The organism is Kitasatospora sp. NPDC086009, assembly GCF_044540385.1.
In the GTDB taxonomy this organism is placed as follows: domain Bacteria; phylum Actinomycetota; class Actinomycetes; order Streptomycetales; family Streptomycetaceae; genus Kitasatospora.
In genome coordinates, this window is the sequence record NZ_JBITSA010000018.1 from 20,107 (window position 1) to 37,793 (window position 17,687).

22 protein-coding genes are annotated in these 17,687 nt (G+C 71.4%); 10 read left to right on the top strand and 12 right to left on the bottom strand.

All coding sequences use genetic code 11. The features are described from left to right. The first annotated feature begins 4 nt into the window (after window positions 1-4). Window positions 5-877 (top strand): nucleotidyltransferase, encoded by an 873-nt coding sequence (locus ACIF6L_RS31455; protein ID WP_396490871.1) that lies wholly within the window; start codon window positions 5-7, stop codon window positions 875-877. Here ACIF6L_RS31455 and ACIF6L_RS31460 read toward each other — a convergent pair. The 6 genes from ACIF6L_RS31460 to ACIF6L_RS31485 all read right to left on the bottom strand — a co-directional run bounded on the left by ACIF6L_RS31460 (window position 852) and on the right by ACIF6L_RS31485 (window position 5,180). Further along, a complete protein-coding gene (locus ACIF6L_RS31460) occupies window positions 852-1,460 on the bottom strand; it encodes an abortive infection family protein (RefSeq protein WP_396490872.1) in 609 nt (202 codons plus the stop codon). The genes ACIF6L_RS31455 and ACIF6L_RS31460 overlap by 26 nt on opposite strands. A 453-nt stretch (window positions 1,461-1,913) precedes the next feature. Continuing rightward, complete coding sequence (locus ACIF6L_RS31465) at window positions 1,914-2,855, bottom strand: helicase associated domain-containing protein (protein WP_396490873.1); 942 nt, start codon at window positions 2,853-2,855, stop codon at window positions 1,914-1,916. Between the two features lie 318 nt (window positions 2,856-3,173). Beyond that, window positions 3,174-4,103: a hypothetical protein gene (locus tag ACIF6L_RS31470; RefSeq protein ID WP_396490874.1), complete on the bottom strand. Its 930-nt coding sequence runs from the start codon at window positions 4,101-4,103 to the stop codon at window positions 3,174-3,176. After that, window positions 4,100-4,450 (bottom strand): PadR family transcriptional regulator, encoded by a 351-nt coding sequence (locus ACIF6L_RS31475; RefSeq protein ID WP_396490875.1) that lies wholly within the window; start codon window positions 4,448-4,450, stop codon window positions 4,100-4,102. The genes ACIF6L_RS31470 and ACIF6L_RS31475 overlap by 4 nt, the downstream gene beginning before the upstream one ends. Window positions 4,451-4,506: 56 nt before the next feature. Next, entirely contained in the window at window positions 4,507-4,815 is a 309-nt protein-coding gene (locus ACIF6L_RS31480; protein WP_396490876.1) for a hypothetical protein, read from the bottom strand. A gap of 122 nt (window positions 4,816-4,937) precedes the next feature. Continuing rightward, entirely contained in the window at window positions 4,938-5,180 is a 243-nt protein-coding gene (locus ACIF6L_RS31485) for a hypothetical protein (protein ID WP_396490877.1), read from the bottom strand. 170 nt (window positions 5,181-5,350) lie between these two features. Here ACIF6L_RS31485 and ACIF6L_RS31490 point away from each other — a divergent pair, with 170 nt between their 5' ends. The 3 genes from ACIF6L_RS31490 to ACIF6L_RS31500 all read left to right on the top strand — a co-directional run bounded on the left by ACIF6L_RS31490 (window position 5,351) and on the right by ACIF6L_RS31500 (window position 6,452). Continuing rightward, complete coding sequence (locus ACIF6L_RS31490) at window positions 5,351-5,521, top strand: hypothetical protein (RefSeq protein ID WP_396490878.1); 171 nt, start codon at window positions 5,351-5,353, stop codon at window positions 5,519-5,521. A gap of 21 nt (window positions 5,522-5,542) precedes the next feature. Next, complete coding sequence (locus ACIF6L_RS31495; RefSeq protein WP_396490879.1) at window positions 5,543-5,818, top strand: hypothetical protein; 276 nt, start codon at window positions 5,543-5,545, stop codon at window positions 5,816-5,818. Window positions 5,819-6,050: 232 nt separating this feature from the next. Next, entirely contained in the window at window positions 6,051-6,452 is a 402-nt protein-coding gene (locus ACIF6L_RS31500) for a hypothetical protein (protein WP_396490880.1), read from the top strand. 9 nt (window positions 6,453-6,461) lie between these two features. Here ACIF6L_RS31500 and ACIF6L_RS31505 read toward each other — a convergent pair whose 3' ends face one another. Together ACIF6L_RS31505 and ACIF6L_RS31510 are read right to left on the bottom strand one after the other, a co-directional pair. Continuing rightward, the gene (locus tag ACIF6L_RS31505) at window positions 6,462-6,620 is read right to left on the bottom strand and encodes a hypothetical protein (protein WP_396490881.1); all 159 of its coding nucleotides are present in this window, start codon (window positions 6,618-6,620) and stop codon (window positions 6,462-6,464) included. Between the two features lie 102 nt (window positions 6,621-6,722). Beyond that, window positions 6,723-7,652: an NADP-dependent oxidoreductase gene (locus tag ACIF6L_RS31510; protein ID WP_396490882.1), complete on the bottom strand. Its 930-nt coding sequence runs from the start codon at window positions 7,650-7,652 to the stop codon at window positions 6,723-6,725. 87 nt (window positions 7,653-7,739) lie between these two features. Between ACIF6L_RS31510 and ACIF6L_RS31515 the strand changes: the two genes are divergently transcribed. Further along, window positions 7,740-8,675 carry an AraC family transcriptional regulator gene (locus ACIF6L_RS31515; protein ID WP_396490883.1) on the top strand — a complete coding sequence of 312 codons (936 nt, stop codon included), beginning with the start codon at window positions 7,740-7,742 and terminating at the stop codon, window positions 8,673-8,675. Between the two features lie 401 nt (window positions 8,676-9,076). On the opposite strand, the gene ACIF6L_RS31520 is transcribed toward ACIF6L_RS31515, so the two are convergent. Together ACIF6L_RS31520 and ACIF6L_RS31525 are read right to left on the bottom strand one after the other, a co-directional pair. Then, window positions 9,077-9,757, bottom strand: a complete 681-nt coding sequence (locus tag ACIF6L_RS31520) for a hypothetical protein (RefSeq protein WP_396490884.1) — start codon at window positions 9,755-9,757, stop codon at window positions 9,077-9,079. Window positions 9,758-10,208: 451 nt separating this feature from the next. Beyond that, the gene (locus ACIF6L_RS31525; RefSeq protein WP_396490885.1) at window positions 10,209-10,400 is read right to left on the bottom strand and encodes a hypothetical protein; all 192 of its coding nucleotides are present in this window, start codon (window positions 10,398-10,400) and stop codon (window positions 10,209-10,211) included. 51 nt (window positions 10,401-10,451) lie between these two features. On the opposite strand from ACIF6L_RS31525, the gene ACIF6L_RS31530 reads away from it, so the two are divergent. The 3 genes from ACIF6L_RS31530 (at window position 10,452) to ACIF6L_RS31540 (ending at window position 12,591) form a co-directional block, all read left to right on the top strand. Next, window positions 10,452-10,622, top strand: a complete 171-nt coding sequence (locus tag ACIF6L_RS31530) for a hypothetical protein (RefSeq protein WP_396490886.1) — start codon at window positions 10,452-10,454, stop codon at window positions 10,620-10,622. Between the two features lie 889 nt (window positions 10,623-11,511). Next, complete coding sequence (locus tag ACIF6L_RS31535; RefSeq protein ID WP_396490887.1) at window positions 11,512-11,766, top strand: hypothetical protein; 255 nt, start codon at window positions 11,512-11,514, stop codon at window positions 11,764-11,766. 165 nt (window positions 11,767-11,931) lie between these two features. Further along, on the top strand, window positions 11,932-12,591 hold the full coding sequence (locus tag ACIF6L_RS31540; protein WP_396490888.1) for an RDD family protein: 660 nt from the start codon (window positions 11,932-11,934) through the stop codon (window positions 12,589-12,591). Between the two features lie 41 nt (window positions 12,592-12,632). Here the strand turns inward: ACIF6L_RS31540 and ACIF6L_RS31545 are convergent, their stop codons facing one another. Beyond that, window positions 12,633-14,849: a S1 RNA-binding domain-containing protein gene (locus tag ACIF6L_RS31545; protein WP_396490889.1), complete on the bottom strand. Its 2,217-nt coding sequence runs from the start codon at window positions 14,847-14,849 to the stop codon at window positions 12,633-12,635. 873 nt (window positions 14,850-15,722) lie between these two features. Next, a complete protein-coding gene (locus ACIF6L_RS31550) occupies window positions 15,723-16,067 on the bottom strand; it encodes a hypothetical protein (RefSeq protein WP_396490890.1) in 345 nt (114 codons plus the stop codon). Window positions 16,068-16,101: 34 nt separating this feature from the next. On the opposite strand from ACIF6L_RS31550, the gene ACIF6L_RS31555 reads away from it, so the two are divergent. Next, window positions 16,102-16,467 carry a DUF4352 domain-containing protein gene (locus ACIF6L_RS31555; protein ID WP_396490891.1) on the top strand — a complete coding sequence of 122 codons (366 nt, stop codon included), beginning with the start codon at window positions 16,102-16,104 and terminating at the stop codon, window positions 16,465-16,467. Window positions 16,468-16,957: 490 nt separating this feature from the next. Next, window positions 16,958-17,551 carry a hypothetical protein gene (locus ACIF6L_RS31560; RefSeq protein WP_396490892.1) on the top strand — a complete coding sequence of 198 codons (594 nt, stop codon included), beginning with the start codon at window positions 16,958-16,960 and terminating at the stop codon, window positions 17,549-17,551. Window positions 17,552-17,687: the final 136 nt, after the last annotated feature.

Consider the following 17,687-nt stretch of genomic DNA (forward strand, 5'->3'; position numbering starts at 1 on the left):
AGCAATGGCACAAACGGTGTCTCAGGCCTTCGATACCCTCCTCCAGCGTCTCGTACCTCTCCAGAGCGACCGAGACGCCAAGACCAAGCACCGAGTCAGCGTGGAAGCGTCGCTGAACGGCGCTGCCTCGTTCAGCATTCAGCGATTTAGGGAGACAGGGTCCTTCACGCATGGGACCGGCGTCAGCGGGCACTGTGATGTCGACCTCCTGGCCAGCATCGGCAACAGCAGGCCCGCCAGCTCCGACACTGCCCTCGGCTGGGTGAAAAGCACACTGAGCGCAACCTTCTGGAACACCCCTGTAGTGATCCGCCGTCCGACCGTGGTCGTGCTGTTCGCCGGCGGCACCGAAACCTGGGAGATCCTTCCCGCATTCCGCACCTCCGCCGCGAGCGAAACGCCGGTCTATGACATCCCCGGAGCCAGCAGCGGTTGGATGAGCTCAGCCCCGACCGCACACCTGGACTACGTCAACGAGGTCAACCAGCAGACCGGAATCGTGGGTGCCGCCAAGAAGCTAGCCCGACTCGCCAAGGCCTGGAAGTACTACAACAACGTCCCGATCTCCTCGTTCTACCTGGAGATGCGGGCCGCTCAGTACATGGCCGCCCAGAACACCTTCATCACCGCAACCCACCTTCGGGCGTTCCTGGAGTGGCTCCACACGGTAGATCTGGCCGACATGAACGACCCCAAGGGAAAGGGCGGCCGGTTCTCCGCCTGCTCCAGCCCAGCAACCCGGACAACAACACTGTCGAAACTGAAGACCGCGGCCACACGATCCCGGAAAGCCACCGATGCCCAGGTGGCCGGGAACATGCCGCAGGCCTTCGAGTGGTGGAACCTGGTGTTCAACGGACAGTTCCCCGCTCGTTGAGGCACGGGGAGATGCCCGGACGGACGCGGACAACGGCCCCATCCCGGCCCCAGTCGGCGCTGTGTACCGCCCAGCCGATGGTCGTGTTCCCCCGAACCTCCTTCTTACCGCAGACCGCCCGGGAGCGGCGGCCGGTCGCAGTCGGCCGCGACGCTCGGGACCGGGAGGGCGGGACCTGTCGCCCCGCCCCAGTCGTCGACTGCGAGGCGGCCTTGCGCCAAGGTGCCGCAGGGTCACGGAGGGTGTCGAGCATGAGCTCGCACCAGGTGAGGGCTGCGTCGGCTGCAAGATGGGCGTGGCGGGTGCCAAGGCCGGCGGGTGCACTGGCCTGGCCGTGGCCGGTTCCGTAGCCGCGATTGCGCAGCTCGGCGACGCCGACGGCGATGGCGGCGACGCCGCCGAGGATCTTCTTGACGGCATCGGTGCCGTCCGGGCCGGGAGTGGCGGCGGAGGCGTCGAGGGCGAGGGCTTTGTGGGCCTGCTTGACCAGGGCTGGGATCTTGGCGTTCTCGTCGACGGTCAGGCCGCGCTCCAGCAGGACGGTCTTGGCAGTCACCTCGATAAGTTGCTTGGCGCTGCCCATAGCGCCAGCGGGGTTGTTGGCCAGGTCGCTGGAGTTCGGCGAGGATTCCGGAAGGGTCTCGCAGGCCGCTGAGATCCTGGGCCTGGGAGCGCAGCGGTGGGCGTACCCAGGTGATGCGGCCGCGTTCGTTGACGGTCAGTCCGTCGCGCTCCAGTGGGACGGCGATCTCGTCCATCCAGGTGCCCTGCCAGCCCTCACGGATTCCGTGGAGTACCAGGTCCTCGAAGACGACCAGGGCGCGATCGACGTGGGCAGGGTCGGCCCATTGGACGGCCTGGGCGTAGGACTGGAAAGTGGTGCGGCGCACTTCGGAGTCCTGGTAGCGGAGATCTTCCGGGGCAACGGGCGCGAAGCCCTGGTTCTCCCAAGCCGTCTCGATCGCGCGGACCACAATGTCCGTACACAGCGAGCGGAAGGCGTTCCGGGTGGCCGGGCTGATGAGCTCGGGTCGGTCTATGACCATGACGGGACGATACCGGACCAACCCCACTGCTCAGGATGGAATTTCGCCGCATCACTGAGCTGAGGCCGTCCCGGATGTTCCAAGGCGGCCTCAGGATGTTCGGATTGCTGGCCACTGACCGGATTACCACAGTTCAGCAGGATCCGGTTCGCACGGGGCGAGTCAGCCAACAACCGTCTCGGCGTGCCGTTGGAGCGCCTCCAGGAGCGCGGTCTGCTGGGCGCTGAGCTTCCCGTCGGCGCGGGCCTTGTCCTGCTTGCGCAGCCACGCACCCGGTCGGAAGGTCGGGTCGGCGTCGCCGCCGGTGCGGTTGGCGGGGCCGTCCAGGGAGCCACCGCGGCGAGGTAAGCGAGCAGACGTCGGTAGGAGCGGTTCCAGTCCGGCTCGATGCGCCACATCGCGTCCAGCGCGGTGAGCTTGGCGTCCTGCTCGACCGTCAGCTTCGAGTTCTTGCGCTGGCGGCCCATCCAGGCCCCGACGCCGTGGCCGTCGAGCTTCTCGGCGGCCGGGATCGCCAGGTGCCCGTGGATGGCGGCCCAGGCGCTGGCGTGGACGAAGCCGCGCTCCCAGGAGCGGGCGTGCTTGTCCCAGATCATGTCCAACTGGTCCAACTCGTTCACTCGCACCGGGGCAAGCAGGCCGGCACCCTTGAGGTAGCGCTGCCGGTCGAGCCAGCTCACCAGGTCACCCTCGACGCTCTTGTCGCAGGCGTCCAGGTGCCCGTGCCGGGCCCGAAACGCCGCAGCCAGGGCGAACATGCGCTGCCACTCGGTGGCGCGCGGGTTGAAGGCGCGCAGCTTCACCGTCTGGAGGATCTGCGCGGCGTGCTTGCGGGCGTTGATCCGCAGCCAGTCCACCGGCGACTCCCCCGCCTGCTCGTCGCCCCGGCCGGCCCCGGCGTCCGTGTCCTCGGCGGCGTCGGCGTTCGACACGGCGGTGTGGTCCTTCTCGCCCACCCGCTTGGTGCGCAGCTCGGTGATCCGGCCGAGCAGGCCGAGGATTCGGGAGGAGGCCCGGGAGTCTGCCGGAGGGCATCAACCCGGAACTGGCCGCCGACATGCTGGAGCAGTTGGCGGCGATGGACGGCGAGCGGCTCGCCCTGGTCGTCCGGCACGCCCGGGCCTTGGTCGAGCACTCGGCGGCCCTGGGCGGGGCGCTCGGCGTACTGCCCGACCGGGACGGCCCCCCGGCCCGCCGGAAGCAGCGAGGCACCCGCTCCCGGTCCGAGCCCGGCCGGACGCGGGCCCCGGTCAGGGGTGCTGCGGCTCGGTCGGCCGGGCGAACTGGTCCGCCAGCCGCACAATGGCGAATGTGACCGCGTACCCGGCTGCGAACAGAACCACCGGCCGCAGAACGAACGGAAGCGGGTCCCAGTGAAAGTCCACCAGTACGGGGCAGAGCAGCGGCGGGCCGGCGAGGGTTGCTGCGGCCAGAGCCGCGGGCCCCACCGCCCGTGTGGTGCAGGCGATGGCCATGCCGACGACCAGCGGGGCGGCGAAGTCGAAGCCCGTGTGGGGGGCGCGTTCCCCGAGGTGGATCTTGGCCAGGATCAGGGTGGCTTCCGCGACGGTGATCGAGATCGCCAGTGCCCACGGCAGGACCCTGCGCGGATGTGACGTGCGGTCCGGAGGGGCGAGCAGCAGGACGAGGGCGTTGAACGTCAGCAGTACGGTTTCGGAGTCACGCAGTTCCGGTCGGTGGAGGGCTGCGAGCAACGGCGTGGCCAGAACCGTGACCAGGGCCAGGATCCTCGCCGTCGTCCAGCGTCCGGCCAGCACCGCGATCGCCATCAGCGTCGCCGGGGCGAGGGCCATCGCCCTGACGGCGACCGCCCGGGTGCCGGACGGTCCCAACTGGTCGAAACCGTGGTCGATGGCCATCTGGAGGGTGTACCAGAGGTCCCAGGCCGCGTAGGTGCCGGCCAGGACGGCGGCGAGCGGGGCCGCGGTGGCCAGTGCCCGGCCCATCGGCCGGTGGGAGACCAGGCCGAGGCGGACCCGGGCGCCGTGTCCGGCCACGTCGGCAGCCTCCCGCAGGCCGGCCAGCGGGCCTGCGGTGCGCACGTGGCGCTCGGCGTGGTCCGCGAGTTCGGCCAGCTCGGGGGCGCCGTAGGAGGCGGGGTAGAGGGCGAGGGAGCGGCGCAGCAGTCGGGTGTTCGGGGTGGTTCGGTCCGGGGTCATGCCATGCCTCCGGCGAGTCGGGTGCGGTTGGTCGCCAGACGCCGGTCGGCTTCGCGGAGGGCGGCACGCAGCCGCTCGCTCTCGTCGGTGAGGGCCTGGATGCCGGCCGGGGTGAGGGCGAAGATCCGGCGGGGACGCCCGTCGACGGTCTCCTCCCGTTCGACCCGGACCAGGCCTTCGGCCAGCAGCCGGTCGAGGGTGCCGTACAGGGTGCCGGCGCCGAGCCGTACCCGGCCGTCGGAGATCGCGGTGACTTCCTCGCCGAGGGCATAGCCGTGCCGGGGCCGGTCGGCGAGGGCGGTCAGCAGGAGGAAGGTTGGCTCCTGCATGGAGCGTTTCTTCGTCATGCCGACCACCATAGTACGGTCACCGTAGGGTATGGCAAGGGATGACTGATGTGCCGTCAATATCGCTGCTGCAGAGGGCCGGCGGAGGGCATGGAGCGTTCGGCGCGGGGGCCGGCGCCGCCCGCCCGGAACAGCGGCCCGGGCATCGTTCCCCCGGACTGACCGACGACCAGGAGCAGGTCGGCCCGGTCGACGCGGCACGCGCCCGGGAACTCACCGAGCGGCTGCGCGCCGCGATCGAGGACGTCCGGGCCGCCGTGCTGGTCCTCGCCCGCCGCCGGCCACGACGGGTGCCCGAGCGCGGTCCACACCTTCGCCCGGTGGGCGGCACGGCCGAGGACGTCCTCGCCCTCGCCGCCGCCCACATCGGCGTCACCACCGAGGAGCTCCTCGCTGCCGCCGCTACGCCATCAGCGGCGACGTCCGGGCGCTGGAGGCTGGTAGGGAACCGCAGCTCACGGACGGGGACACACCCGGTCGCGGCGGGTCAGCCCCGGCTGTCGGGCGCCCCGGCGGCCAGGCCGCCGGGCCCGAGCCGGCGCCGGGCACCCGGCACCGCGGGCACCTCAGGCCCGGCGGGCGTGTCGGTTGCGTGCGGCTCCAGGAACGGGGCCCGCTCCACCACGAGACGCCGAGCCCCGTTCGTCTGCGGGACGGGGGCGTCGGTGGCGGGCTCAGAGAAGAGCTCCCACAGCGGCCGCCGGGCCGAACCGTCAGAATGATCACTCATAGCCGACAGTCTGTCACCGAACACGGGCCGCCCGGCCGCAACGGCAACAGCCCACGGTCTCCGCCGCCCTGGTCTCACCGAGCGCACCGCGCCTGCGTCCTTCCCGCTCGTTGGCGTGAATCGGCCGGTACCCGTGGCCGCGGCGCCCGCGGCTCGGATAGACCGGGGGTATGACGACTGTGGACGACCAGCTGGTGGATGCGACCTGGCGGGCCGCCGATCTGACACGGGCCTACCTCATGCGGGACCGCGCCGCGGTCGAGAACTGCCTCGCGGGCCTGGACGCCGACCGGCTGGAATGGGTACTGGCCTGGCTGGTCCTCGACCACGACGCGCTGTGAACCGAACTCGGAGAGCCGTCGATGGGGGTCGGGAACCTCGACGTGGTGGCGGCCCTGGCCCCGCTGGAGGTGGAGTTCGCGGTCACCACCGCCGTCCACCGCGTCGCCGCCGGCCAGAGCGGCCTGGGCACAGCCGTCGCAGGCCTCGCCCTCCCCGAGCAGATCCACGCCATCACGGTGTCCACCGCCGTCATGCTGCTCGAAGCCCTGGGCCCCGCCGGCGCACTCGACCGGATCGACCAGCAGAACCAGCAGTGCGTGAACGCCGGCCACCCCCGGCCCTACCCCACATCCTGACCGACACCGACTACCCAGCCCGGCGCGCGGCCTGCCGGCTCCGGCCAGCGGCGGGCTGATTGGCTGGGGCGAACCCCGCGGGCCCCGCCGGGGCCGGAACTCGCCGGGGTGCGTGACCTTGGCGGCGCTGGCGAGTTCACCCGCCATGAGCGACGTGACCACCCTGCCCGTGCCCGAGCGGCACCCCGAGGACGACGACCAGGAGTAGCTGGAGCGGGAGCGGCGGCAGGCGGTGAACGAGGTGATCGCCGAGGCGTCCGAGGTGGGCCGGCGGGCGGCCGGGTGGGTGCGGGAGCTCGCCCGGCGGCAGTCGGACACCGGGCACCGCACGGTGCTGGAGCGGGCCGCCGACGCCGTCGAGCGGGCCTCGAGCCGGGAGATCGTCCCGGGCGGCGACGGCGAGCTGGACGAGGAACTGCGCTACGACCTCGGCGCCGGCATCATCACCGGCAGCGTGCTCACCGCCACGATGCCGGAGCTGACGACGGGCGAGCGGATCGCGCTGGTCGCCGTCTGCGCGCTCGCCGCGGCGATGCCGGGCACCGTCCTGAACGACCTGGGCCGCGAGCTGCCCGCCCTCGGCTCCACGATGCGGGCCGCCGTCGAGGCCGGCATCGCCGCCGGGCCGCGGTAGGACCGCCGGCTACTTCTCCTGGGTCGAGCCGTCCGGGTCCAGCGGGTGGAGCCAGCGGGCCGGCACGGTCATCGGGGTGGAGGTCGTCAGCTCCACCGGGGTAGCGGTCAGATCGGCCAGGGTGCCGGTGACGACGTAGCCGACGCCGGGCGGCAGGCCGAGCGCCACGGCCTGTGTCGGTGTACTCGCCAAAGTGCTCAGCCGCGTACACGTGAACGTGCCCACCGCGTTGTGGCTGCGGGAGCCGGCCGCAGGGTGCGGCCATCCGTCTCAGGGGATGATGACGACCTTGCCGCGAATCCGGCCGGCTTCACTGAGGCGGTGGACGTCCGCGAGGTCGGCCAGCGGGTGTGATGCGCTGATGTCGAGGGCGACCACACCCGCGTCGACGAGTTCCACGAGTGCCGTCAACTGCGCCACGTCGTTGCGGGCGACCATGTGTATCGCCCTCACCCCAGCGTCGGCAGGCGGTTCGACAGGGGTTGCGATTGAGACGATCCGCCCGCCCGGCCGTACCGCAGATGCCAGAGCAGCGGCATCACGCGAGCTCAGCGGAACGAGATTGAGCAGGGTGTCCACCGGGCCGTCGAGCGCGGCCGCGACCGGACCGGCGGTGTAGTCGATCACGTCATGCGCCCCGTGCCGTCGGACTGCCTGGTTGCTGCGGGCGCTGGCCGTGGCAATCACCTCGGCCCCGGCATGCCTGGCGAGCTGCGTCACGAAGCCACCGACCCCTCCCCCCGCACCGTTGACCAGCACCCGCTGGCCGGCAGTCACCTTCCCATGCTCGAACACCGCCTGCCAGGCCGTCAGCCCCGCCACCGGCAGCGCTGCGGCGTGCGTGAGAGGAACGGAAGCCGGCGCCGGGACCAGCAGTGCCCCCGGCGCCCGAACATACTCGGCGGCCGCACCCGTACCCTCCAGCCGCCCGACGACCCGGTCGCCGACAGCGAACCCCTCGGCCCCCGAGCCGATCTCGGCAACCGTGCCGGCGACATCCCAGCCCAGCGTGTAGGGGAGGTCCACGGGCAGGAACGCCTGGAGCAGCCCGGCGCGCAACGCGACCTCGGTAGGGTTGAACGACGTCGCCGCGACGCGGACGAGCACTTCACCGGAGCCGGGTCGAGGCCGCGGAACGTCGTCGTAGCGGATGACGGACGCATCGCCGAACGTGTGGATACGCGCGCTTTTCATCTTCATGCCCTGAACCTACGGCCGCCAGCGGAGACGATCCATGCGCCAGGGTGCCCTGTTCATGCGCATGCGTCTCATGCGTACCCTCGCCCCATGGATGTGCTCAGCGATGTGATCACGGTGGCGCGGACGGGCCGGCCCCGGTCGGCTTACGTGCGATGGCACGCCCCATGGAGACAGCAGTTCGCCTCCGTACCGGGGTCGGCAGGCTTCCAGGTGATCCTGGAGGGCCACTGCTGGCTCCTGTCCCCACACGCCGCGCCGGTCCAACTGGGGGCGGGCGATGTGCTGTTCCTGCCACACGGCACCGGGCTCACCCTGGCCGACAATCCGGCAACCGCGGGCACAGCCCCCGCTTGCAGCCCCGACGACGCCGAACTGCCGGGTCCCTACGCGTCGGACAGCGTCGACCGGCTCGGCCACGGTGGCCCGGCCACTGTGGTGCTCTGCGGCGCCTACCAGCTCGACCCGTCCCGAGCCCACCCCCTGCTGCTGACCCTGCCCGACCTGATCCATCTGCCGGCCGATCCGGGCCGCCACCGCGAGCTGCACGCCGCAGTGCAACTCCTGGCCGCCGAGGTGGGCAGTCCGCGCCTTGGCACCAGCGCAACCGTCCCCGCGCTCCTGGACACGCTCCTGATGTACATCCTGCGCATCTGGCTCGCCGAACAGCCCACGCACGGCAGCACCACCGGCTGGGCCGCAGCACTCAACGACCCAGCGCTCACCGCCGCCCTCCACGCAGTCCACCAGGACCCGGCAGCGCCATGGACCGTGGCGAAACTCGCCGCGGAAGCCGGCCTCTCCCGGGCAACGTTCGCCAGGCGCTTCACCTCCATGATCGGTCAACCGCCCCTCGGCTACCTGACCTGGTGGCGACTGACCACGGCAGCCCGCCTTCTACGGGCGACGGAAGCACCCTTGAGATCGATCGCCGCCCAGGTCGGATACACCTCCGAGTTCGCCTTTGCCAACGCGTTCAAACGCATGCACGGGCTGGCCCCAGGCGCGTACCGGCGGACAAGCTGATTCGGCCGCAAGGACGGTGAGCACGTTCACATGTACGCGGCCGGGCACATTCAGGTGTACGCCGACAGCCTGGTCGTCGGTGAGCTTGGCCCGGACCCCGGGGTGCGCGGCGACCAGGACGCCGGAGACCATGTGCTCGCCGTCCGGCCCGGGCAGGCCGGTCACGGTCAGCTCGAAGGCCTCGCCGGCACGCAGCAGGCGCCGCCAGTGCAGCAGGACCGACTCCAGGTCGGTGGTGTCCGGCGGGTACCGGTCGTACGGGGTGCGGCCGGCACGCGCACCAGGTAGGTCTCCCCGACCCGCACCCGCGCCGCCCGCACCCCGATTGACCCGTCTCAAGTTAGTTTGACGCGTCTCATCGAAGTTTGACCGCTCTGCCGTCCATAGTCCGCCTCGGTGAGTCAGAGGATCCGGCGCCACCAGGGCCGCACGTCAGGAGGTGCTGGGGCGTCGGCCGCGGCGGAGGTGATACGGCCCTGGACCGGGGCGTCCCACTCCATCAGGGCGCCGGGAAACCAGGTGACCGGTTTGGTGTCACCGCGCATATTGGCCCAGGCGGCAACCCGCACGGCGGCTTTCCGGTCGGGCAGCAGGCCGTGCTCGCCGGTGCCCACGCCAAGCTCGCGCACACCGTCGTCGTACAGGTTGTTGCAGAGCCAGCTGTGAAGCAGGCCCTCGTCGTAGCCGAGCACTTCCCAGCCGAGCACGTGCCCGCCCGCGGCCACCTGACGGGCAACCCCGCCATCCCGGCTGTCGAGGTGCGCAAGAAGCACCGGCTCATCCGTCCCGGCGGTGAGGATGTCGGTGACGAAGCCGCTGACATGGTCGGCGGGAACCAGCAGGGCGTACAGCCGGGCCTCCACCGGAACCTGGACAAGCAGGCAAGCCTCCAGCGCCTCCCCCGCCGTACCGAACCAGGAACCGTCCTCCGGAAGCCAGTCGATCAGGCAGTCCGACGCCGTGGTCAGCCGCTCCGTCCAGGGCATGCCCGAGCCGGAGCGCCGCTCAGGTACCGCGACGAAGTAGCCGGCCAGCAGTATCCCGGCAGGCACGTCAGCATCGGACGAAAGACCCTCGATCATCCCCGCACGGTACCTGACCTGCGACGTCAAACTCCGGAGAGACAAATCCACGGCAGTCAAACTTCGATGAGACACGTCAAACTAACTTGAGACGGGTCAATCGCCTCCTGACCCGCTCACCTTCCATAGTGCGTCTCAGGTCCGGGCGCGTGGCACCGCTACCTGGGCAAACAGGGTGGGGCTGTCCTAGCGAATCGGGTATACCGGGCATGCTGGGACGGTCCTGGGTGTGTCCCAGTCGTGCCCCAAACCGACCGCGGCGCGACGGTGCCCGCCGGTGATGGCCCGGATTGTGCGTCTCGGGTCCGGCGGGCACTGGCAGCAGCGTAGCGGGCGCGGCCGGGCTGGCCCGGCTTCTACAACGCCGGGTGCGGCGGGTCTTCGGGAACGACGGCGGCGATCCGCACGGTCGGCGGCCAGGGCGGAGCGGGCGCGTAGGCGTGCACGACGTTCAGAGCGGGCCGGCCTTGGACGGGTCGCCCTCGATCCGGGTGGAGTACAGCTCGACCTGCTGGCCGCCCTCGGCGACGGTGCGGATCGGGCGGCCGAGCCGCGGGTCCTGTTCGAGTTCGACGCGCAGCGCCTCCAGAGCCTGGTCGGCGCCGAGCTCCTTGGCGCGCTGGGCGGCGCGGTCGGTGACCACGGCGACCAGCCGGGTCCGGCTGCTGGTGCTGGTCGGTCACTCGGTGCCCTGTTGCGCCAGCAGGTCGGCGACGGCCTGGTCGAGGGCCTCGGACGTCTCGGGGTCGGCGCCGAGCTGTACGCCCGCCCGTACTGGGCCGGCACCGAGAACCGGCACAAGGCCACGATGGAGCTCAAGCAGACCGCCCGCCCGAACGACGCCGTGCAGGGCCCGGCGGCCTGATCCCGAACCGGCCCCAGCGACCTGGGGTCGGGTTCCGGTGCCCGTCAGCGGGAAAGCGCAGAGTGTGGGCGAGCGCGAGCGCCAGGAGCACGCCGCCGAGCCGACAGGCCCGGGACGCGGCGGTCGGCGCAGATGTCGTGCCGGAGATGGGTACCCGCCCCGGGCCGGCCTGTGGGGCCGTTCCCGTCGACACCACCCCGGCGGCCGGGGCACCGGGCGCGGCGACGCCACCCGCAACCGCCACGAGTCCCTCATGCAGCTGAGCAGGCCGCCCTCCCGGATGCCGGGCAGGACCCTGCGGCCCGACCCGTCCGGGGCCGGGTTCCTACACCCGTCCCGGGGGAGGGGCCGGGTATGGGCGAGCGCAGCCGGCCTCGCAGGCCGAAGCACGGCGGCGCCCCGGGAGCCGCGCGCCGCGATCGAGCCTGGTTCAGTACGGCGCACCGGACGGCCTCGTCGAGGAGTTGGATGGTCGGGGATGCCGGCCGGGGTATCTGGCCAACGCGATCGACTTTGAGTCATGTCCATGCCCCACTTGCCAGTGCTCTGGAAACGCGCCTCCCCGAACCACATGCTTGTGGCCGACCAACGAGCGCCCGCCGTTGGGAGACCTGTCACACCATTTCTGGGGGGAACCATGAAAAAGCCCGGCATCCTTGCCGCGACGGCCCTGGCACTCGTGGCCGCACTGAGCCCCGTCGCGACCGCGCAGGCGGCACCGGCCCCGAACGGGCCCGCAACTGCCGGTGTGCCGGCTTCCGTCGAAAGCCCGAGCATCACAAGCACACCCGTCACCGGCACGACCCGCGCGGGCGGCGGAACCTGCACGGCCGACTTCCCGGACGGTGCGCCCAGCGCATACGTCCTGTGTGACACAACAGTCACTCGCTTGAACTGGCCGGACGGCCGGCACGAGTGGGTGCTCCTCGGTACCGACCGCCGGGTCTGGCACAACTACCAGTACAGCGCGAACGGATCATGGGCCTCCTGGGCCCCCCTCGGCGACAGCAGCGGCGTCCTGGACGGCGTCTGGGGCGCGTTCTCCGGTGGAATCCCCACCGTGTGGGTGACCGGCAGTAACGGCGGCAGCTGGTGCAATACGTACAACGGCAACGGCACATGGACCAACTGGCACCCCTGCTGAGTACCAAGCGGTCCCGTCGGGCCGGCTGACCGCCAGCCGGCCCGACGGGACCGCAGACCAGCGCGCCGGGAACCGGCGGCCCTGCGGCCGGCCCCGGCCGTCGAAGCCGTCGCCTACTTCTGGTCGGGGACTGCCCGGATGGTGCGACGGCGGTGGGCCGCGAACATGCCAAATGAGGGCGCACGGCGTCCGGGGCGCACGGCGTGGTCCGCGCCCCGGCGTGGCGTGCCCCGGGCCGCGAGGGCGTCGACCGGTCATGGCCGCACCCGGTCCCTCCTCCCGCCGCGCCCTGGTGGCACCCCGCCGGCCCGACCGGCCGGGTCCCGGCCACGCCCGCCACGAAGCCCGGCATCCCCGGCCTGGGCGCAGCGGGCGACGGCGGCGGGGATCGAGGTGGGGATCGCGGGCGGGTTGATGACGGCGTATCTGGCCGGGTTGTCGGCGTTGTCGTCGGCGTTCGCGGCGCTGCAGTTGCTGGCGCTGCTCGCGGACACGGACATCCGTGGGGCGTTGGCGGGTGGCTACTGGGTGGTCGGTGGCGGGTGGCTGGTCGTGCAGTGGGCCGAGCGGGGGCGTACCGGGCAGGGTCTGGGCGGGCGGCTGGTGGGGATCGTGACGGTGGATGAGGACACGGGGGCGCCGATCGGTGCGGCGCGGGCCGTCGTGCGCGGGTTCCTGCACGTCCTGGACGCGTTGCCGGGCTTCGCCGGGTTCGTCCGCCCGGTCACCCAGGTGCGGTGCCAGACCTGGGCCGACAGCATCAGCCGCAGCGTGGTGGTGCGGCGGGAGCTGATCGACCGGATCGCTCTGCCTCGCCAGCAGTAGCGCGCGGGATACCCCGGGCCGCCGAGCGCAGGCACGCGGCCTCAGAATCGTGCCCGATTCGATTCCGGGCGCCCGCCGCTCACCACCGACCGCACCGGCCGGTAGCCGTTCTCCCGAAGCATGTCGCCGATCACGCGGCTCCGGGTCCGGTCCAGTGCCGCCGTTCCCTGTTTCCGCCGTTCGATGACCTGGTTCACCCACTCCAGCCGGGCCCAAACCCGCTCCGCGCTGTCGCTGTCCGCACCGAACAGGTCCATCCAGCGGTCCCACAAGCGGTCGCAGAGCCGCCGAAGGCGCTCATCACTCACAGTCACGCATCCAGGGTATCGGGTGACGGGAGGCAGTCGGGCCGACACCGCGATTACAGGTGTGGGCCGATCAGCAGCACGGTGAGCACCGCGCCGTCCTGGCAGTCGCGGGCGGGACGGCCGGTGTCGGCCGGGCCCCAGATCCAGTAGATGCGCCAGGCGCCGGCGCCGGTCTCGATGTAGGAATCCCAGACGCGGCGGCCCCCGTGGCCGGGCAGCACACGGTAGCGGTGGGTGCGCAGGCCCGGGTGGCGCGGGTCCGCGGCGAGCTGGCTTCACCGAGTCGGCCCGCCGGCCCTGTTCCAGGCAGTGCAGGGTGCGGGCGGCCGCGGGGGTGTAGTGCAGTGTCGGCATCGCGGTCTCCTTGGTCCAGGCATGCGAAGAGGGCCCGGCTCCCCGGTGTGCGGGGAGTCGGGCCCTCGGTGGGCGGGGCGGGTGGCGGGTCAGCCGGCGGGCGGGGTCAGCCAGTGGGGCCAGCGGCCGCGATGCACTCGACGTCCAGCTGGTCGGCGGGGAGGCGGCGTAGAGCGCCGCGGTCTGTCGGCAGTCGGTGTCGTCGCAGGGGCAGGCGGTCCAGCCGGCGCGATGGCGCGCAGCAGGAGGGTGACGGCGGCGGCCGGGATCATCAGCTGGCCGCTCAGCAGGTCGGGGACGACGGGCAGCGGCAGGGACGGCAGGCCGCGCTCGTCGTCGGCGTGGTCCAAGTGGTCGCTCATTGTGTTCGTGCTGGGTCGCACAAATAGAAAGTCCCAGCCGCTTGGGGGCGGCCGGGACTTTGTTTTTGGCGACATGGAGGGGTGTGGCAGGGTGTTCGGGGCGTCTGGGGTGGTTGATGGGGCGCCAGGACAGTTCGGGGATGTTGATCATCGCGGTGAAGCCGCCGATGTCGACGAACGTGACACCGAAGTCCGCGATGTCGGTGACGGTGCCGGTCACACTCTGGCTGCGGCGGAGGGTCTTCAGGAAGGACCAGTCCCGGTCGCTCGGGGTCGGCTCGGTGCGCCACCGGGCGCGCAGGACGCCGTCCCCGTGGGGCAGCACGGCCGTGAACAGGGGACTGCGCCCATTGACGTCCATCGGCAGGACGGCAGCGGCACGTGCGCCGCGGACCTGGGCTGCCAGTGCCGTGAACTGGGTCTCGTCGGCGACCGTGCTGGTGATCCGGCCGTCCTGGTCCTCCCACACGCATTCGACCAGGCCCTCGTCCGGGAGGCCAGCCAGGACCGCGGCTACGTCGGTGGAAAGGTCCGGCCAGACGGCGAGGCGGGCCCGCGGGGTCAGCCGGGCGCGCACCGCATCGAGCGTGCCATCGCCGAGCCGGTGCCAGCGGGAGGCGTTGTCGACGTGCATCTCCTCCAGGAGCGCCGCCTCGCGTATCGCCACGCACCAGCGCGCACGCGCCCAGAAGACGTCGTCGGCGGGGCGTTGCTCACCCGGTTCGTCGAAATGCGCCTCGTACGGGGAAGCATCCAGTGGTTCGGGGAAGAGGCCCAGTTCGCGGGTGCGCGCCAGCGCCGCTTCGCAGGGCACGTTGCTGCCTACGTACACGTACTGGTCCCAGCCGACGTGCACGGCGAAGGTGTCCTCCACCTCCAGCCGACACCAGGCACTGTCGCCGCGGAGCATCGCCCGCACCAGCTCCAGGCCGGCCGGCACCGGTACCTGCGCTCCGTCGTGGAAGCCGGTCAGGTCGGACGGGAAGAGTCCGGCGAGAGCGCCGTCCTCGACCGCCGACTCCGAGCCGAAGTGCACGAAGCCGAGCGCGGCCTGAGGCTCGCGAATAGCCATGTACCGCACACCGGTGTCCTCGGCGAAGGCTGCAATCGCCTCAAGGTAGGCAGCCTCGACGGGCCCGTGATCGCTGACCGCCTCCACCGCCCCCGTGTAGTAACCCCGCTCGTCGCGGTCCGCGGGGTCGTACTTGGTGATCCGGTACAGGTAAGGCAGCACGTCACTGCCCCACAGCAGCCGGGCACGATACCGCGGCCCGGCGACGTTCCACGGCCCTCGCGCCGTTGTCGGGGTGTGGCAGGAACTGCTGACGTCGACGGAAGAAGCTCATCGGGCCATCCTGCCGGAGCCGACCGGCCCACCGCTCCCCCATATCCAACGCCCCCGGGGGGAACCACCGCGTCCACGGAACCCCGACCGTCCCCAGCAGACCCCGGCCAGACAACCGTGACCACGATCCGCAGCGGCGCGGCGGCGCCCTGGCCGTCGGGCTGGTCAGGTGTGCCCGGGGCGGGCTGGCGGTCGCTCACGGCGCTCCCCCTCACTGGTCTGCGGTGCGGTGGCTGACTGCTTTGCATACCGCACGCCGCCGACAAGTCGATCACGCCCGCACCGGCCGCCACCGACCGGCCCCACCCGCCCGCACGCCGGCCACCGGATCGCCGAGCTGCCCGGCCGCGGCGCGAGCACCGGGCTTCGCCCCTGGGGGCCGGGGGGGACAGCCCGGGGGTTGGGCGAAGGGCCTGAGTGGCCCGGAGCGAGACCCTGAGGAGCCGCGCCAGGCAGGCGACAGAAGGGCTGTCAGCCTTTTTGGGCGGCCTGGACAAGGGGTCTGACCTGCGTTGATGCCCCATCAAGGTGGGGGTTGACCGGAAGCGGTATCGGAAGCGGTACCGGAAGCGTGATTGCCAGACCGGTCCGAACCCGGGACAACGGGCCGCGGGGCGATTCTCACTGGTCCCCTGCGGCGGTCCGAGCGGCCGGGCGGTGTTGGTTGGACAGTAACCGGGGCGAGCCTACGGCACGTGCGCAGCGGCGGTGGGGGTGGCGGGGTGTGCTTCGGAGTGGCGGCGGCCTGGTCCTCGGCGTCGTTCAGGGCGTGTGGGGGTTCGCGGTGCCGGTCTGAGGGTCGTGGGCGAGGTGGTGGGCGCTCTTCAGGCCGGTGGCAGGGGTGCGGGTGGGGCGGGTCTGGGTGATGGTGATGGAGTACAGCGATCCGAGGCTGGAGGATCTGATGCGTCGTGTGGTCGTTCTCGGGTGGGGTCTGCCGCTGGTGGCGTTGGTCGCGGGGTGTTCGAGCGGGCAGGTGGTGGTTACCTCCCCGCAGAGCAGCTCGGCGGCCTCTTCCGTGTCCGGGACGCCTTCTGTATCGCCTGGGCGGGCGAGTTCCTCGGCGTCCACCGCGTCGGTCCCGGCGGCCGCGTCGGTCGGAGACACGCTTGCGCTCTCGGGGCAGAAGCCTGAGGAGAAGGTGGACGTCACCGTCGTCAAGGTCGTCGACCCCGCGAGCGCCACAGATACGTTCTCCTCGCCGAAGGCCGGCACGAGGCTGGTCGCGGTCCAGTTCCGGCTCGGCAACACGGGAACAGCGGTCTACGACGACAGTCCCAGCAACGGCGCGCGGCTCGCCGACAGCCAGGGACAGCAGTTCAACGCCAGCATCACGACGAACACCACCGCGGGTCCCAGCTTTCCCGGCAGCGTCACCATCACTCCCGGCGACACAGCCCTCGGGTACATCACGTTCGAGATTCCGACCACTTCCAAAGTCGCGAAGATCCAGTTCGCGTTGGACAGCGGTTTCGCCCCCAGTACGGGCCAGTGGACCGTCTCCTGACCGCTGGGCATCGGAGCAGGACCCGTGCCCGGCGGAGTGGACGAGGGAGGCGGTGATCGCCGAGGAGGCCAGGGTGTGCCTGGCGCGGCGCTCGCGCTGCTGGAGCCGGTGGTCGGCTATCAGCACCACGGGGCTGTCCAACCTTGGTGAACGCTCGCTCACCAAGGCTTTGACGTGCGAAGACGCCCGCTCCTTGATGGCCAATCAAGGAATGCCAGAGCGACCATCAAGGTGTCCTGGGGAAGCTTCCAAGGTATCGCTGGGGAACCTTGGAGAGGCTCTGGTGCTCACCTTGGAGACGGCGCTCGGCCGCCATCAGGGCTCCGAGGACCGGACACCTTGATGGTCTCCTGACCTACGGCTTCAAGGTGCCTAGGGTGACCATCAAGTGTTCTTGGTGGCCCGGTCAGACACCTTGGAGATCGGCTGATGCCAGCGGGTCGGGCCGCCGGATGCGTGACCTCTGGTCTGCCGGTGGTGTTCACCTGGCATGAGCGACGACACCGCCACTGACACGACCGCCGACGCCTGGAAGGGCGTCTACAAGCTCCCGATGGGCGCGTTCAGCGCCTCCGACCGGGCCCGGCTGATGCTCGCCTCCGAGGCCCAGGATCTGGCCGAGAAGGCGACCCGGTTGGCGCTGCTCCTCGCTCACGACCCCGCCGAGGCCGGCGACTACGCGGCCGCGGTGCGCCAGTTCCGGTACCGCACCGACCGGCTCACCGCCTGGGCGCTCACCGCCGAGGTGGCCAGGGGTACATCGTGGGAGCGGATCACCGACAAGGTCGGCTACACCCGGGCCGGCGAACTGGAGAAGTGGCGCGAGGAGGTCGCCACCAACGTGGAGAGCATGAACAGCCTCAGCAGCCCGACGAACTACGGGACCAAGTGCTGGGTCATCGACCGCTGGATCGCTGGCCTCACGGATGTCGTCGGCCCGTTCAAGCCCAAGCCGATCGGCCCGGTCCTGGACGCGAGCGCGCCGTGGACCGGGCGGGACGCGGCCAAGGCGAACCGCGTCTTCACCGCCGGCCTTCCCGCCCCTCGTGAAGCCGCGGCCGCGCTCGCCGACGCCGCTGGGTGAGCGCGATCGGGTGAGCGGTGGGAGGCCTCTTCGGTGCTCCCGCCGCTAGTACAGCAACCCGTCAGGTCGTGCAGCACAGGTGCGGCGCGGCCGGGCGCGACAGCGGGCTGCAGCCCAAGGACAACATGGCGGGAGG